Raw genomic sequence first — 15,520 nt, forward strand, 5'->3', positions numbered from 1 at the left:
TTGCTGCACCGGCCAGAGGGTGACAGGCAATGAGCTGATGGCGGCAGCTTCAACTGTTTAATCGAAGTCAAGGAGAGGGTCGCAACATGTTCAAGGTAGTGAGGAAAGTATTTGCCGCAGCCTGTATTGCCGTTGGGCTGCTGGCGTCGGTCGTGCAGGCGGCTGAACTGAAGATCGGGTTCAAGGCGGAGATCACCTCGGCCGATCCCCATGTGCTCAACAGCGCCAACCGCAACATCTGGGTTCACGTCTATGACTCACTGGTGGCCCAGGATCATCAGCTGCGTCCCAAGCCTGGCCTGGCGCTGTCGTGGCGCATGCTCAATCCGACCACCTGGGAATTCAAGTTGCGGCCGGATGTGAAGTTCCATGATGGGCAGACCATGACGGCCGAGGACGTCAAGTATTCGATCGAGCGCGCCATGAATCTTTCGGGACCGCGCACCTTCCGCTCCTATCTGCGCGAAGTGAGCGCCATCAGTGTCAGTGCGCCCCTGACCGTGCAGGTCAAGACCAAGCACGTCAGCCCGACGCTGCCAGACAATCTCGGCCTCATCGCCATCCTGCCCAGATCCCTGGGTGAGCACGTCAGCGAAGAAAGCTTCGCCAATGGTAAATCGGCCATCGGCACCGGACCGTATCGCTTCGGCAGTTGGCTGCATGGACAGAAACTCGTGCTCACCAAGAATCCGACGTACTGGGGCGAGAAGGAGCCTTGGGATACCGTGAGCTTCCAGTTCATTCCGCGTGAGCCGGCTCGCGCAGCCGCCTTGCTGTCGGGCTCGCTGGACATCATCAACGATATCACCGCCAACATGGAGACATCGCTGCGTGCCTTCAAGCTGGTCTCGGTGACGTCCTACATGCTCAACTATCTGGCGCTGGATCAGTTCCGCGACAGTTCGCCCTTCGTGCGCGACGCCAGTGGTGCCCCCCTGAAGAAGAATCCCATGAAGGATCTCAAGGTGCGTCAGGCGATGACGATGGCCATCAATCGCGACGGCATCATCAAGTACCTCATGAAGGACGATGCCACGGCGGCGTTGCAAACGGTGCCCAAGGGATTCTTCGGCTACGACGCCGACCTCGGAATGCCCGCCTATGACGTCGCCAAGGCCCGGGAGTTGCTGGCGCAGGCGGGCTATCCGCAAGGTTTTCAGCTGACCCTGCATTGCCCGAACAACCGCTATGTCAATGACGCCCGACTATGCGAGGCGGTCGCCCAGCAATGGAGTCAGGTGGGGATCAAGACGGACGTGGCGACGATGCCATATGCCGTGTTCCAGACCCGTGCCTTCGGAAGTGGCGGCAGCGGCGAGCCTGAATTCAGTGCCTTCCTGGTCGGCAACGGGGCGGTGACCGGCGATTCACTCACGGGGCTGGTGTCGATGATCCACAGCTACAACGCGGCAGCCTCTGTTGGCGTGAGCAACTATGGACGCTACAGCAACAAGGAAGTGGATGCCCTCATCGAACGCGCTGCGGGTACTACCGATGAGGCAACCCGGGCGGATCTGCAGCGGCAGGCCAGCCGCCTGGCCTTGAGCGATGTCGCCATCATTCCGTTGCAGCACCTCAATGCATCCTGGGCCATGAAGAAGAGCCTCGTTCTGACACCGCGCGCTGACGGATTCACCATGGCCATGGATATCCGCCAGAAGTAAAGATCGTCGCATACGACCCGGGAAGGAGTGCGCAAGGAGTGCAGATTGCACTCCTTTTTTTCTTTTGCTGAACCACGGTTTCTCCACGGCTCCGCGCCCGAAGACGATCTGCGATGATTGCTGAAATCCCGCTCTGGAACTGGGTTTCCGCCTGGAATCGCAGGGCATGAAAAGATGTTTCGGATGGTGATCTTTGTTTGACACGGTATCGCTTGATAATATATAGTATCGCTCATTGATACGGCGTAACATGAGCTGCGAGGGGCTGCCGGGACAGCCTCCTGATCGCGAGCAGGAGTCCGGCGTGAATTCGACATGGGAGCGGAACGATGTTTGAGATGTTGTTGAGGCGCGCGCTGCAAAGCGTGCTGGTGATCTTTGTGATGTCGATTCTGGCTTTCGTCGGGATCAATCTGGTGGGCAACCCCATTCATCTGCTGGTCGCACCGGATGCACCACTGGAAGAAATACAGCGCGCCTCGCATGCGCTGGGGCTGGATCTGCCGATGTACCAGCAATACCTGCGCTTCGTGACCAATGCCTTACATGGGGATCTGGGCAATTCCTTCGTCTTCAATCAGCCGGCCATCGGCCTGATCTTCGAACGCATGCCGGCCACCTTCGAACTGGCTGTGGCGGCCTTGCTGCTGTCGGCGTTGATCGGCATTCCGCTGGGGATGTGGTCCGGTTTGCGTCCCGGTAGTCGCGTGCACAAGCTTGCCATGGGATTTTCGGTGCTGGGTGTGACGGTGCCGGTGTTCTGGCTGGGCCTGCTGCTGATCCTGGTATTTTCGGTCAATCTGGGATGGTTGCCTTCCGGCGGCCGCGGTCCGACCACTTCCTTGCTGGGAGTGCAGGTGAGTTTCCTTAGCTGGGAAGGGCTGCAATACATCATCCTGCCGGCCAGTACGCTGGCCCTGCACAACATCGCCCTGGTGATGCGCATGACCGAGGCCGGCACGCGCGAGGTGGCGGTACAGGAATATGTCAAGTTTGCGCGTGCCAAGGGGGTAGGGGCGGTACGCCTGATGATGCGGCATATCGCGCCCAACGTCATGATTCCCATCGTGACCGTCATGGGCATCGAGTTCGGTCACCTGATCGCCTTTTCCCTGATCACCGAAACCATTTTTGCCTGGCCCGGCATGGGCAAGCTCATCATCGATTCGGTACTGCAGCTGGACCGGCCGGTGGTGGTCGCCTATCTGATGGTGGTCTTGCTGCTTTATGTGGTGATCAATTTCGTGGTTGACGTGTTGTATCTGATTCTGGACCCGCGTCTGCGGACCAAGTCGGCTTGAAGAGGCAAACATAATGATGATGAATGATATCGAGACAGGCGCACTGGCATCGGAGGCTCATTCCGGAGCAGGCATCGCCAGGCCGTCCACCGAAACCGCTGCCTCGGAGTCTCCCTGGCGCGTTCTGGCCAGACGCTTCTTCAAGAGCCGCGTCGGCACGGCGGCGTCACTGCTGCTGGCCATCCTGATCGTCGCGGCGGTAGCCGCACCCCTGATTGCCCCACAGGATCCCTATGATCTGTCCAAGGTCTCCATCCTAGAAGCCGAACGCAGTCCCGGTACGCTCAGTACCGACCAGAGCATGCACTACGTACTGGGCACCGATGGCGCTGGCCGCGACATGCTTAGTGCCATCCTCTATGGCTTGCGCATCAGTCTGGGCATCGGCGTGGCCAGCGCGCTGGTGGCACTGGTGCTGGGCACCAGCCTGGGCCTGGTGTCGGCCTACTTTGGCGGCAAGGTGGATGCCTTGCTCATGCGCGTCGTCGATGTGCAACTAAGCGTGCCGACGATCCTGGTGGCCTTGGTGCTGCTGGCCGTGCTGGGGCAGGGGGTGGACAAGACGCTGATGGCGCTGGTGCTGGTGCAGTGGGCCATTTTTGCCCGCAATGTGCGCGGCGCGGCCCTGGTCGAACGCGGCAAGGATTACATCGAGGCGGCCTTGGGCCAAGGCTTGCCGGCGCGCCGCATCATGTTCCGCCACGTGTTGCCCAACTGCGTGGCACCTCTGATCGTCACCACTACCAATCAGATGGCCAATGCCATCACGCTGGAGGCGACCATGAGTTTTCTGGGCATCGGCCTGCCGCAGACCAAGCCTTCCCTGGGCCTTTTGATTTCCAACGGTTTCGACTACATGCTGTCGAACCAATACTGGATCAGCGTCTTTCCCGGTGTGGCGCTGGTCCTGCTAGTCATGGCGGTAAGTCTGGTGGGCGACCAGCTGCGCGTGGTCCTCAACCCCAAGCTGGATGCATAAGGAGCGAAGATGGCACTGCTGGAAGTCAGGAATCTGGTCACCCAATTTCATACGGAAGCGGGTGTGGCCAAGGCGCTGGACGATGTCTCGTTCACGCTGGAAAAAGGCAAGGTATTGGGCATCGTCGGCGAATCGGGATCAGGCAAGTCCGTCACGGCTTTTTCATTGATGAACCTGATTGACGCGCCGGGCCGTGTCACGGGCGGCGAGATCATCTTCAACGGCGAGAACCTGCGGCAAGCCAGCCCCAAGCGCTGGAGCCAGTTGCGCGGGGATCGCATCGCGATGGTGTTTCAGGATCCGATGATGTCTCTGAACCCGGTCATGCGCATTGGCGCGCAACTGGGCGAGACCATTGCCATCCATCGCAAGGTATCGCGCAAGGAGATCGATGCGCGCGTCTGCGATGCCTTGAAGCGGGTCGGCATCCCGGCCCCGGAGGAGCGCATGCGGGTGTACCCGCACGAGATGTCCGGGGGCATGCGTCAACGCGTTGCCATCGCCAATGCCATCATCAATCATCCGGATCTGATCATCGCCGATGAGCCGACCACAGCCCTGGATGTGACGATCCAGGCCCAGATCCTGTACGAGATGAAACAGCTGGCGCGCGAAAGCGGAACCGCCCTGATCTGGATCACCCACGACATCAGCGTGGTCAAGGATCTGGCCGATGATCTGTGCGTCATGTATGCCGGCCGCATCATCGAGCGCGGGCCGGTACAGCAGGTCATCCGGCAGCCGCTGCATCCCTACACGCAAGGCCTGATCGACTCGCTGCCGCAGGCCGAGCATCAAGGCAAGCGCCTTTACTCCATTCCCGGTGCCACGCCGCCCCTGCTGCGACTGCCGCCCGGATGTTCCTTCGCGCCACGCTGCAGTCGTGCAGCGCCGGCTTGCCAGACCATTCCGCCGGTCGTGGCTGCGGGCGGCCGGGAACATCGCTGCTTTTACCCATTGAGTGCATGAGGATGACAACAATGCTGACGACCAACGAATTGAGCAAGAGCTTCAGCCTCAAGAGCAGCGGGCTCACACGTGCACTGGGCAAGCTGGGGCTGGCCAAGCCGCCGGCACAGCGGGTATACGCGGTCAATGAAGTCTCGCTGTGTATAGAACGCGGTGAAGTCCTGGGGCTGGTCGGTGAATCGGGCTGCGGCAAATCCACCGTGGGCAGGATGATTGCCGGTCTGCTGCCGGCCACCAGCGGCAGTCTCGCCTTCGAAGGCGAGGATATGACCAAGCCGAGCCTGCAGACACACCTGAACATTCAGATGGTATTCCAGAACCCGTATGCCTCGCTCAATCCGCGTCAGCGCGTGGATCAGGTCATCAGCGAAGCGGCCTTGTATCACGGACTGGTGCAACGCAAGGATGCCTCTGCCTTCGTCGGCGATCTGCTCAAGCAGGTCGGTCTTGACCCATCCTATGCCGGTCGTTATCCGCACCAGTTCTCCGGCGGGCAGCGACAGCGCATTGCGATTGCGCGCGCGCTGGCACTGGACCCGAAGTTCATCGTCTGCGACGAGGCCGTCTCGGCGCTGGACGTGTCGGTGCAGGCGCAGATTCTCAACCTGTTCATGGAATTGCGCGAGACCAAGCAACTCACCTATCTGTTCATCAGCCATAACCTGGCGGTGGTCGAATACATCGCGGATCGGGTGGCGATCATGTATCTGGGCCGCATCGTGGAGATCGCCGACAAGCGGTCGGTGTTCGCCCGGCCCAACCACCCTTATACCCAGGCGCTGATGGCCGATGCGCCCAGGCTCGATGCCAAGGTGGTGCAACATCGGCCGATCCAGGGCGAGCTGCCCAGTCCGCTCAACCCACCCACCGGCTGTACCTTTCACCCTCGCTGTCCGCGCGCCATGCGCCGCTGCAGCGAGGAACGGCCGATGCTGCGCAGCATCGGCGATGGCCACTGGTCTGCATGCCATCTCAATGACGCCTGATGGCGTCGCAGTATCCAACGGAAAAAGCAATGATCAAGTCAGTCAATCAAGTGTATGCATTACTGCGCCCGGGCGTGAGCGAGACCCAGCTGCCGCTGGTGGTCGATTCGCCCCACAGTGGCACGATGTATCCCTTCAACAGCGGCATCGTGGCACCTGCCGAGGTCTTGCAGACCACCTGGGATGCGTACGTCGACGAATTGTGGGCGGGCGCGCCGGCGGTCGGAGCGGCCTTGCTGTCGGCGCGATTTCCGCGGGCCTACATCGATCCCAATCGCGCGCCCGATGATATCGACCAGGAGATGCTGGCACAGCCCTGGCCCCATGCGCTCACACCCTCAGCGGCATGCGGCCGCGGCATGGGCCTGATCCGGCGTCACGCCTTGCCGGGCATTCCGATGTATCAGGACAAGCTGAGCATCGAGGAGGTCGAACATCGCCTGCGTCATTACTATCATCCCTACCATGCCGTTCTGAAGGACTTGCTCGATGAAGCGTTCCAGCGTTTCGGCCGCGTCTGGCATATCAACTGCCATTCGATGAAGTCGGTGGGCAATGCCATGAACGTGGACAATGGCGCGGATCGCCCCGACATCGTGGTCAGCGACCGCAAGGGCAACTCGGCCAGCAGCGCGCTCACCGAGTGGATCGCCGGCGAGTTTGACCGACGCGGCTATCGCGTCAGGATCAATACGCCGTATCAGGGCGGCTATATCGTCCAGCATTATGGTGTTCCGACGATGCGCCGACATAGCATCCAGATCGAAATCAAGCGCAGCGTCTACATGAACGAGAAACGCTGCGAGAAACATGAGGGATTCGACCGCCTGCAGCATGATCTGAGCAGCTTCCTGGGCTCGCTGGCCGAGCACCTGCGCCAGGATATGCACCAGAGTCCTCCGGTGACGCCCGCACCGTGAGGCTACTGCGTCACCTCCTCACTTAGCACAGAATCGGAAATCGTCGAAAAGGAAATCAAGATGCAAGACCTGGTAGCGCGCCTGAACGCCATCTGCGATGAGCAGCCCTATGTGACCGCCTGGTATGTCAAGAACCTGATCACCGGCCAGGAGGCCGATCGCGACGGAAATGTCGCCTTTCCGTCGGGAAGCACCCGCAAGACCTCGATCCTGATGGCCGTGCTGCGCGCCGTCAACCAGGGCCGGCTGGACCTCAATGCGCCCATCGTGTACGAGGAGAGGCTGCGTCAGGGCGTGATGTCTGGAACCTTCAAGTACCTTACGCCGGGCTTTACCATCAGCCTGCGCGACGCCCTGGTCCAGATGATCATCGTCAGCGACAACGTTTGTACGGCCATGGTGATGGAGCGTATCAGCCTGGAAGAGATCAATCAGTTCTGTCACGGCATCGGCATGCGCAATACGGTCCATCGCAATTCGGTGCCGCGTCCGGATATGCCGGCCGATCACAAGCTCGACGAAGTGACCACCATCAGCGCCTGCGATCAGGGACTGCTGTATGACCTGATCCTCAAGGGCTGTTCCGATCATGAAGCCGCACAGCGCCTGGGTTGCACGCCGCAACAATGCGCCTTTGCCATCGAGGTCTTGAGCTGGCAGAAGTTGCGGACCAAAATGGCATCGCTGCTGCCCTCCGATACCAAGGTCGCCCACAAGGGCGGCACCGGCAAGCGGGGTCGCATGGATGGCGGCATCGTGTTCCGCAACGAACAGCCCCTGTTCATCCTGACCGGTTACACCGACCAGGTGCCCTGGGAAATGCCTGACGGCATGCCCGGCTACGTGTCGGCCTTCAATACCCTGGGCCGCCTGGCGCGGGCCTGCTGGGATGGTATCGGCAACGACCGCTGATCCGCGTCCCGACCCGCTTAACGTAATGAAAGAGCAGCCATGAACGACAAGCAAGATGTCCACCACGAAGAAGGAAAACTGGACCCTTCGTGGATGGATGCCAACCTGCCCGAGGGTTTCACTCTGGTGGCCGTAGGCGACCTGATCCTGACCGACGCCATCTTTCCACGGCTGCAGCGCAAGAGCCCGGACCTGATCGACTTGCTCAAGAGCGGGGATGTCACCTTCGGCAATTTCGAGGGAACCGCCATCGATCTGCAGCGCTTCGGCGGTTACCCGTCGGCGCTGGCCGGTGGCTCCTGGCTCATCAGTACGCCTGCCGTGGCGCAGGATATCAAGGACATGGGCTTCAATCTCATGAGCCGCGCCAACAACCACACTACCGACTGGGGCGTGGAGGGCATGCGTTATACCGATGCGTTGTTCGACAAGGCCGGCATGGTTCACGCCGGAACCGGCGAGACTCTGGCGCAGGCCCGCGCGGCGCGCTACTTGTGCATCCCGGCGGCACGCGTGGCCATGGTGGCGCTGGCTTCGCGCTTTGAGGCCAATGCCCGGGCCATCGACCCGCTCGGCCAGATTCCGGGGCGCCCCGGCCTCAATGCCTTGCGCACCACGCGCCATGTACTGGTTTCCCCGCAGCGACTGGCGATGCTGGCGGCCATCCGCGATGCGCTGCCCAAGGGCATGATGCGCAAGTCGGTTCTGGCTGCCGATGCCCGCAATGGCACGGTGACCCTGTTCGATATCAAGTACCGCGCCAGTGAAGAGGTCGGGGAGGGCGTTGATTTCACCTTCACCATGGACGAGCGTGACCGCAAGGAAATCATCCATCACCTGCGCCAGGGCAAGCAGAGTGCCGATTTTGCCATCGCCTCCATGCACACGCATGAACCGGGCAATTTCTGCGAGACACCGCCGGACTTCATGCCGCTGCTGGCCCGCCAGGCCATCGACAATGGGGCCGATGCCTTCATCGGCCACGGCCCTCACCAGTTGCGCGGAATCGAAATCTACAAGGGCAAGCCGATCTACTACTCGCTGGGCAATTTCTTCTTCATGGAGAACCAGCAGCAGCCCATCACCCGCGATGAACACGAGAAGGACAAGGTAGAACCGATGTCCATGACCGAGGCCGAGTTCATGGAACACCGGCGGGTGCATGGCGTGTTCAAGGAACAGGTGTGGTATGAAAGCGTCGTGGCCGTCAATCGCTACGGCAGTCGTGGCCAACTGCAGCAGATCGTGCTGCACCCCATCGAGATGCATTGGCAGGGTGAACGCGATGCCGACCGCGGCATTCCGCGCATCGCCAACGGCGAGGATGCCCAGCGCATCCTGCAACGTCTGCAACGCTTGTCTGCCGCCTATGGCACCCGCATCGATATTGTCGGGGAAGTGGGCATCGTCAGCCTGACCTGAACGAGACCACAGAAAAAATGCTGCCTGCCGGGAAGGCAGGCAGCATCGTCAGGCGCAGATCATTGATGACGCGTCAGTTCAGCAGCACTGGCGCGCACTGCTTCAATGCGTGATGGCATCGTCGTCGGTGGACGTGGGTCTGCTCCACAGCTGCGGGATCTTACTGGCATGACCGTGATGCCGCCTGGCCGGCGGAGGGTCGAGGAACTGATCCTTGCGCCAGTCCATGGCCTTGGCGGCCAGATGGGCCAGAATCGAACGCAGCATGGCGGCATCCATGCCGCCGAGCCGGTAACGGTTGGCAAAGACGACCCGACCGGTCGCCGGCGAGAGCGTGTAGATGGGACCGTTGCCGGCATACATCAACAGATTGGTCTCCAGCAGCGCGCGATAGGCCTGGGCTTCGCGTCCGGCTTCCACCGCGCCGAAATCACAATAGACCAGCAGGGTGTCGGGGCTGAGCTGCTCGTGGTGGGCCAGTGAGAACACGACATCGTTCACCGCCACCGGTCCGCCTTCCAGAATACCCTGCGCACCCTTGATTTGGCACAGGTTGCAGAGCTGGTGGATCAGTTGTTCATAGTGCTGTCTGGACATGGATGACCTCGTTGTTCTTCGTTATCGGCCTAGCGTGCAAACTTCGTTTCCAGTCGCGCCAGGTTGCGGGAAAACTCCACCGCCATCTCCGCCAGGGCCTGGGTCGGGTCGATCAGTTTGATGTCGCCGTAATCTTTGTCTTTCAATGCCAGGGGAATTTCGGTACATCCTTCCACCACGGCCGAGAGCTTGTGCTCCTTGCCCAGTTCCTGGACCGCATTGTCCAGCAGTCTGGTTCCCTTTTCCATGTCGCCGAACTTGACGCCTTCGTAAATGCCGGCCATCACGTTGTCTCTCTGGGATGCTGGGGAGGGCAGCGCCCACTTGATGCGGGGGCAGCCATACTGCTCCATCCGCGTCGCCGTGGTCTGGTAGAGCTTGCTGTCGATGGTGCCGCTGGTAGCCAGCAGACCGACTGACTTGTCCGGATCCAGATTCTGCTTCCTGAGTGCCCACATGGTGGCTTCGGCGATATGCAGCAGCGGCACCTTCAGTTTTTCAGACAGCACGCCGTGGTAAGCGTGGAAGGTATTGCAGGGAAAGATCAGAAAATGCGCCCCGGCGGCCACGCAGGCCTGTGCCACGACGAGCGCGCCATGATAGGGATTGTTGGGATCGTTCTTGAGCAGATGGGCGCGCCATTCGTCGGCGTTGTTGCGGTCGCCCGTGAAGCTGTTGAGATAGGCAGTGCGGTCCTTGATCAGATTGGGGATGTTCATCGTGATGACCTGCATGTGATCCTGGTCGGATTTCGGGGCGCCCACCTCCTTGGCTGTCTTGAAGAGCTTCTGGGTGAGGTCCAGCGTCGCTTCCGGGCCCATGCCGCCGACCACCCCGACCGGGACGAAGTTGACGCAGGGCGGCAGCGGCACCTGGGCCGTGTCGATATCCTCCGTGCGCGGGCGCTTGGGGGAAGACCCCTCCTGGAAACTGCTACCCAGATCGAGGTGCCTCTTCCACTTCTGTTGGAGGATGGGATAGATGTCGTCGTTGTTCAGTTGCAGGGCCGGTCCCCACGGAACGACGCGCGCTTGCAATGCGGGCACACGTTCCTGGACCGGGGCTTGTTCTGAGGAACCCGCCTGGCTGGTGTCGCCGGGCGAATGATGTGAAATGGCGGCCATGATGATATCTGAGTCGAATTGATGGAGCAGGGCGCAAGCCCCGTGCGGCGCCGGGCCGCACGGGATTACGCGCTCTGACTCTGCGGAAATTACTTGTCCAGGATGGTGTCGCTCTGGTCGACGTTGGCCAGGATGTGCGACACCAGGCGAGTTGACCACTTGCACAGCTCGGTCATCTCTTCCTTGCTCACACCGACCAGATCCAGCGTGGCTTCACTGCACAGCGGCTTCATGAATTCGGACGCGGGCAGGCCGGTGGCCAGCACCTGGGCCGAGACGCTGGCGAAGCTCTTGGAGAAGTCGCCGCTTTCACCTTCGCGCAGTTTGGAGCCGCCATCGATCTTGATGATCGCCGGCACCGCCTTGAGCTGAGGGCCCTTTTCCTTGTCGGAGTAATCCGAATACACGGCCACGCGGAATTCGTACTTCATCGACTTCAGCGGCGAGTCCTCCTTGGACACACGGTCGGCGGTCAGGTACTCGGAGATGGTGTACGGGAAGCCGCCACGGTCACCATAGGTGCCCTTGACCGATTCGTAGGACTCCCTGATTTCCTGGCGGATCAGTTCCGGGGTCTCCTTCTCGGCAATGTCGAAGGCGCGGATACCGTCGCCATGGCCGGTGCCACTGGGCTTGATGATGACGCGCTTGCCCTCGGCCAGCATGCTCAGCACTTCCTTCTCGACATCTTCCAGGGTGGAGGCCTGACGATTGACGATCTCGCGCGAGAAGCCCGGATAGGCCGCCCCCTCGGCCTTGTTGAACTGGTTGGTGAAGGCGTAGGCGTGACCCTTGGAAGCGGCCGGCACATAGCTGATGTTGTTGGAGGTGAACTTGCTGGTATCGAGTTTCTTGCCGCTGCCCTCATTGAGCGCATTGATGTTCAGCACCAGACGGTCGTTGCCGATGAAGCTGACCTTGCGGCCATTGAGGAAGGGCGTGCCGTCATGAATCTCGATGGCCTTGGCCAGTTGCGCGGTATAGCCGACCAGCACGGTGGGTTGGGTGGGCTTGTCCCAGTTGTGGCTGTTGAGGATGTTCTTCATCTTTTCCACGCCATCCTTGTCGCGTCCCGGCTTTTCCAGTGCCTTGCTGTTCTCGATGACCGGCTTGCCGTCCTTCATGATCAGGGCGTCGGCATCGAAGCTGTCCACGCCCAGTACCTGCACGCCCAGGACCGGCTGGCCGGTCTTCTCGGCTTGCTCCTGTTGCGCTTGCGTGATGGTGGTCTGCATGGCATTGGCGATCATCAGCTTTTCGTGGATCTTCTTGCTTTGCCCGAACGCGGGCGGATCTTCACGTCCGGAACAGGCGACCAGGAACAGTGCCGTCGGTTCTTTCTCAAGGATGTGGCTGACGTTGCCGAACGAACTCATCACGGTGTCCAGAGTGTTGGGCTCCATGGTGGTGATGTTGCCGTAACCGGTGCCGTTGAGTTCCAGCAGGGTGGCGCGGAACTCGCCGGAGTCGGCAACCTTGTAGGGCATGATGTCCAGCGGTGCCACCACGAACTCGGTCGGCTTGATGTTGGCGGGCAGCGGCACGGCCGAGGCGTCGCCAAAATGCTTGGCCAGGGCGGCGTCCTGTCCGCGCTGGGTCTCGAAGTTCTGTTCCAGCTTAACGTCGCGCACCAGGTCGGCCACGCCGGGGCTGGTCATCATCTTGACGAAGCCGGAACCCAGGCGCTTTTGCAGCAGCGACAGGTTCTTGGCCGCCAGGCCATCGTCCTTGCCGGTGATGTTCTGCAGGATCTCGGCGACCACGGGATCTGAGACTGCCCGCAGCGAGGAGGCACGCGAGCCGGAACCGGAGATGCGCGGGGTGCCGCCGGTTTCAGTGGGCGTCGTTGCGCGGGTGGGGGATTGGGAGGGGGTGTCGGCGTAGTCGTCGTAATCACGTTTGACGCCGCTGGTGGAAGGAATGTATGCCATTTTTTTTCTTGCCTGTGTATTCTCAAAATTGCGTGATGAACCGGAGGCAGTTGCCGTGTAACAGAGGCGTGTCCGCGCCAATGGGAGGGCGGTGTGTGCATGTCACGTCAAAGGTGCTTCCGGGGTGAATGACGGGAAATTCATTGAACCCGCGTCATTGAGTTGAGGCCCGAAAAGAGCTGGTTCCATCGCGGCAACAAAATGGGAATGGCCGGGCGATCCGGCCGCTACCGGGTGGCCGGCAAGGGGGCGTGGGCAGGCGTGGGGAACGAGACGGGGAGGGAACCGGGCACAGTGGCGCGCCCACTCATGTCGACTCATGTCGAGTCAACTTCACCTCAAGGAAAGGAGTACATCATGTCGCTCATTGGCGGTCTGTTTCATGCACTGACGCATCCCCTGGATACCCTCATGAACCCCGTCGGCACCTTCATCGAGGGATGCACGGAAGACAGCAGCCCCAAACCGGAAGACATCAAGTAAGACGGCAGGCCGGAGCAGGACGTTACAAGGACGTCGTGGAGCCGGCTCCCAGCGGCGGTGCTGCAGATGCTTTCCCCGCTGCGGCACCGCCTGGCCGACGCAATACGCGGGCCGACAACAACAAGCAAAAATGACGATCAGCCGTTACCGACAATTGATTGAACAACTGGGCGCACATTTCGGAATGCCGCTACAGGGAACCATGCACCAGGCCACCACCATGCAGGTGAAGGGGGTGGAATTGAATCTCTATCACGGTGGACTGATCGTGCCGGACAGCATGCTGCTGTCTTGCGAGTTCGGCCCGCTGCCTCAGTTTCAGCGCGAGAAAATATTGCTGCGTCTGCTGGAGACCAACATGTATCTCTTCAACGCCAATTGCCCCGCCTTCACCTATCAGGCGCAGAAAGACAGCATCATCCTCATCTGCCGCTTTTCACTGAGTTCGGCCTCGCTGGAATCGACCCTGGAATTGTTTGATTTCCTGGTAAGCCTGGCACTGCGCTGGCGGCGCGACCATTACCTGTTTGGCGAGGACGGAACGGAAATCTGAGTGCGCCAGGATAGCGCCGCGTGTAATTCGTGCGCTCGCTGATGATGCAACACGCAAGCAGCGACGAGATCCCGGCATGCCGGGATCTCGTCTGCTTTGTTGCTCCGCCTGCAGGTACCGCACAGACGCGCACAGGCGCTGCGATGGCTGGATCGTGCACGCCATCGCGCAACCCTGCTACAGGATCAGCCGCCCTTGATGTCGCCGCCGCCGGCGTCACCACCGCCAGCATCGCCGCCCTTGGCGGCATCCAGGGTCTGGGTATCCACGCCCAGAGCACCGGCCAGCTTCTGCTCTTCACCAGGGCTGATGGTGCCTTTAGTCAGTTTCTTGAGCAGCTTCTTGATCTCGTCATCATCGCCGCCATTGCCGCCACCGTTGCCGGCGCTGTTGGCACCGCTGTTGGAATCGGGTTTCTGCGATTGCTGCGCTCGGTTTTCCAGTTCCTTTAGGATGGCATCCTTCTGCCACGGCTCCATACCATCTTTGCCCAGGGCCTTGAGCAGGTCGCCGGATGATGCATTTTTCAGGGTCGACGAGAACGAATCCATTTCGGCGCCGGTCGGGATGCTGCTGACGCCACCAGACGAGATACTTAAGCTCATGTTATTTCCTTGTAAGAGTTGAAGGGAACATCATTACTGCCCCGATAGGTTGTTTCTGGGGGCGCAACGGTTCCGTGCGACTCTTTCATTTCGTCGCATCGTCTCGCCGTTCGATCGCAAGCGCCTGCCATGAATGGAACCGCACCGCCGGAAAATCCATACAGGGAGACTGGCGGGCAATCCACCAGCTCGCTGCACAAAGAAAATGATCTCGCCGACGGAACTATCGGCGTCGGCTTTCCCACCCATCGATGACCGTTCTGCTGTTTCGGTAGTGCGGTACTTTTTTTTACCATTCATGGAGGTTGTTATGGCTGCTGTAGGTGGTGCTTCTCTTGCAGGTTCTGGACATGCAATTGCGGATCAAAGTATGGAAAGCGCAGCTGAAACCGCTGTCAATGCCGTTACCGCATATACCAAATTCGTGAAGAAAGGGGAGGATAACGCCATTCAAAATATTTAAGCTCGGTAACGACCGGAAAGTTTCCGGCAAGTGGCGGTATCCGCAGCGGTGCCGCCACTGCCACTGCCGATTCTTTTTTCAAATGACGTCCTCATGAAAGGATACGCCGATGAGCACTTATCAAAGCCAGATGATGAATTCGTCCCAGTCGTACGGCAATCCCAGCCTGCGTCAGGGTGGTGAAGATCCCATGGTGCAGAATGCCCGGGCTGGCTCGGAAAATGCCATGGAATTCCAGCTGTGGGTGTCTCAGCAAGCTACATCGCTGGCCAAGCTGAAGATCTTCAGTGCGATGGCCAAGAACGTCAACGACCAGCAATAGGTAGTGCACGCCAGGCGCGATTGCTGCCAGGAGAAATCAAGGAGAAATGGATGATCAGTAATGCGACTTCTTCGGTTGGTGTCGGTGATGGCGTTCGCAAGGGAGCTGAGCGCTCCATGCAAGTCGAATCGGCCATCAGTGCTGCGGTGACAAACGTCGACAATGTGACGGTGTTCACCAAGTTCATCAAGAAGGCCGAGGATGCGGCGCAGGCGGCTGTCTGATCAGCGCTGCGCCTTCTTTACCTGCTTGATCTGACAGGATGACGACCACGATGACCCATTCACAT

At 60.2% G+C, this 15,520-nt stretch carries 17 protein-coding genes; 13 read left to right on the forward strand and 4 right to left on the reverse strand.

The annotated features are described in order from the left end of the window. The first annotated feature begins 86 nt into the window (after positions 1-86). From JOD78_RS02385 to JOD78_RS02420, 8 genes are all read left to right on the forward strand, one after another. Entirely contained in the window at positions 87-1,664 is a 1,578-nt protein-coding gene (locus JOD78_RS02385; RefSeq protein WP_209568951.1) for an ABC transporter substrate-binding protein, read from the forward strand. A gap of 329 nt (positions 1,665-1,993) precedes the next feature. Beyond that, positions 1,994-2,965 carry an ABC transporter permease gene (locus JOD78_RS02390; protein WP_204725513.1) on the forward strand — a complete coding sequence of 324 codons (972 nt, stop codon included), beginning with the start codon at positions 1,994-1,996 and terminating at the stop codon, positions 2,963-2,965. Positions 2,966-2,978: 13 nt separating this feature from the next. After that, a complete protein-coding gene (locus tag JOD78_RS02395; protein WP_204725514.1) occupies positions 2,979-3,944 on the forward strand; it encodes an ABC transporter permease in 966 nt (321 codons plus the stop codon). A gap of 9 nt (positions 3,945-3,953) precedes the next feature. Beyond that, the gene (locus tag JOD78_RS02400) at positions 3,954-4,913 is read left to right on the forward strand and encodes an ABC transporter ATP-binding protein (protein ID WP_209568949.1); all 960 of its coding nucleotides are present in this window, start codon (positions 3,954-3,956) and stop codon (positions 4,911-4,913) included. A 2-nt stretch (positions 4,914-4,915) separates the two neighbouring features. Continuing rightward, positions 4,916-5,899 carry an oligopeptide/dipeptide ABC transporter ATP-binding protein gene (locus tag JOD78_RS02405; protein ID WP_209568947.1) on the forward strand — a complete coding sequence of 328 codons (984 nt, stop codon included), beginning with the start codon at positions 4,916-4,918 and terminating at the stop codon, positions 5,897-5,899. A gap of 29 nt (positions 5,900-5,928) precedes the next feature. Beyond that, the gene (locus JOD78_RS02410; RefSeq protein ID WP_209568944.1) at positions 5,929-6,819 is read left to right on the forward strand and encodes an N-formylglutamate amidohydrolase; all 891 of its coding nucleotides are present in this window, start codon (positions 5,929-5,931) and stop codon (positions 6,817-6,819) included. A 60-nt stretch (positions 6,820-6,879) separates the two neighbouring features. Continuing rightward, the gene (locus tag JOD78_RS02415) at positions 6,880-7,731 is read left to right on the forward strand and encodes a serine hydrolase (protein ID WP_209568942.1); all 852 of its coding nucleotides are present in this window, start codon (positions 6,880-6,882) and stop codon (positions 7,729-7,731) included. A 39-nt stretch (positions 7,732-7,770) separates the two neighbouring features. Next, positions 7,771-9,153, forward strand: coding sequence for a CapA family protein (locus JOD78_RS02420; RefSeq protein WP_209568940.1), 1,383 nt, complete (start codon positions 7,771-7,773; stop codon positions 9,151-9,153). A gap of 102 nt (positions 9,154-9,255) precedes the next feature. On the opposite strand, the gene JOD78_RS02425 is transcribed toward JOD78_RS02420, so the two are convergent. The 3 genes from JOD78_RS02425 to JOD78_RS02435 form a co-directional block, all read right to left on the reverse strand. After that, positions 9,256-9,750 carry a CesT family type III secretion system chaperone gene (locus JOD78_RS02425; protein WP_209568939.1) on the reverse strand — a complete coding sequence of 165 codons (495 nt, stop codon included), beginning with the start codon at positions 9,748-9,750 and terminating at the stop codon, positions 9,256-9,258. Between the two features lie 29 nt (positions 9,751-9,779). Next, positions 9,780-10,874, reverse strand: coding sequence for an amino acid racemase (locus tag JOD78_RS02430; protein WP_245201946.1), 1,095 nt, complete (start codon positions 10,872-10,874; stop codon positions 9,780-9,782). 89 nt (positions 10,875-10,963) lie between these two features. Further along, positions 10,964-12,805: a hypothetical protein gene (locus JOD78_RS02435; protein WP_209568937.1), complete on the reverse strand. Its 1,842-nt coding sequence runs from the start codon at positions 12,803-12,805 to the stop codon at positions 10,964-10,966. Positions 12,806-13,162: 357 nt separating this feature from the next. On the opposite strand from JOD78_RS02435, the gene JOD78_RS28175 reads away from it, so the two are divergent. Then, a complete protein-coding gene (locus JOD78_RS28175) occupies positions 13,163-13,288 on the forward strand; it encodes a hypothetical protein (protein WP_259435101.1) in 126 nt (41 codons plus the stop codon). A gap of 130 nt (positions 13,289-13,418) precedes the next feature. After that, complete coding sequence (locus tag JOD78_RS02440; RefSeq protein WP_209568935.1) at positions 13,419-13,841, forward strand: CesT family type III secretion system chaperone; 423 nt, start codon at positions 13,419-13,421, stop codon at positions 13,839-13,841. 185 nt (positions 13,842-14,026) lie between these two features. On the opposite strand, the gene JOD78_RS02445 is transcribed toward JOD78_RS02440, so the two are convergent. Continuing rightward, positions 14,027-14,446 carry a hypothetical protein gene (locus tag JOD78_RS02445; RefSeq protein ID WP_245201948.1) on the reverse strand — a complete coding sequence of 140 codons (420 nt, stop codon included), beginning with the start codon at positions 14,444-14,446 and terminating at the stop codon, positions 14,027-14,029. Positions 14,447-14,756: 310 nt separating this feature from the next. On the opposite strand from JOD78_RS02445, the gene JOD78_RS02450 reads away from it, so the two are divergent. The 3 genes from JOD78_RS02450 (at position 14,757) to JOD78_RS02460 (ending at position 15,455) form a co-directional block, all read left to right on the forward strand. After that, on the forward strand, positions 14,757-14,909 hold the full coding sequence (locus JOD78_RS02450; RefSeq protein ID WP_209569200.1) for a hypothetical protein: 153 nt from the start codon (positions 14,757-14,759) through the stop codon (positions 14,907-14,909). Positions 14,910-15,018: 109 nt separating this feature from the next. Further along, positions 15,019-15,231, forward strand: a complete 213-nt coding sequence (locus JOD78_RS02455) for a hypothetical protein (RefSeq protein ID WP_209568933.1) — start codon at positions 15,019-15,021, stop codon at positions 15,229-15,231. 50 nt (positions 15,232-15,281) lie between these two features. Beyond that, entirely contained in the window at positions 15,282-15,455 is a 174-nt protein-coding gene (locus tag JOD78_RS02460; protein ID WP_209568931.1) for a hypothetical protein, read from the forward strand. Positions 15,456-15,520 lie beyond the last annotated feature (65 nt).

It is taken from the genome of Herbaspirillum sp. 1130, assembly GCF_017833835.1.
Lineage (GTDB): Bacteria > Pseudomonadota > Gammaproteobacteria > Burkholderiales > Burkholderiaceae_D > Herbaspirillum > Herbaspirillum huttiense.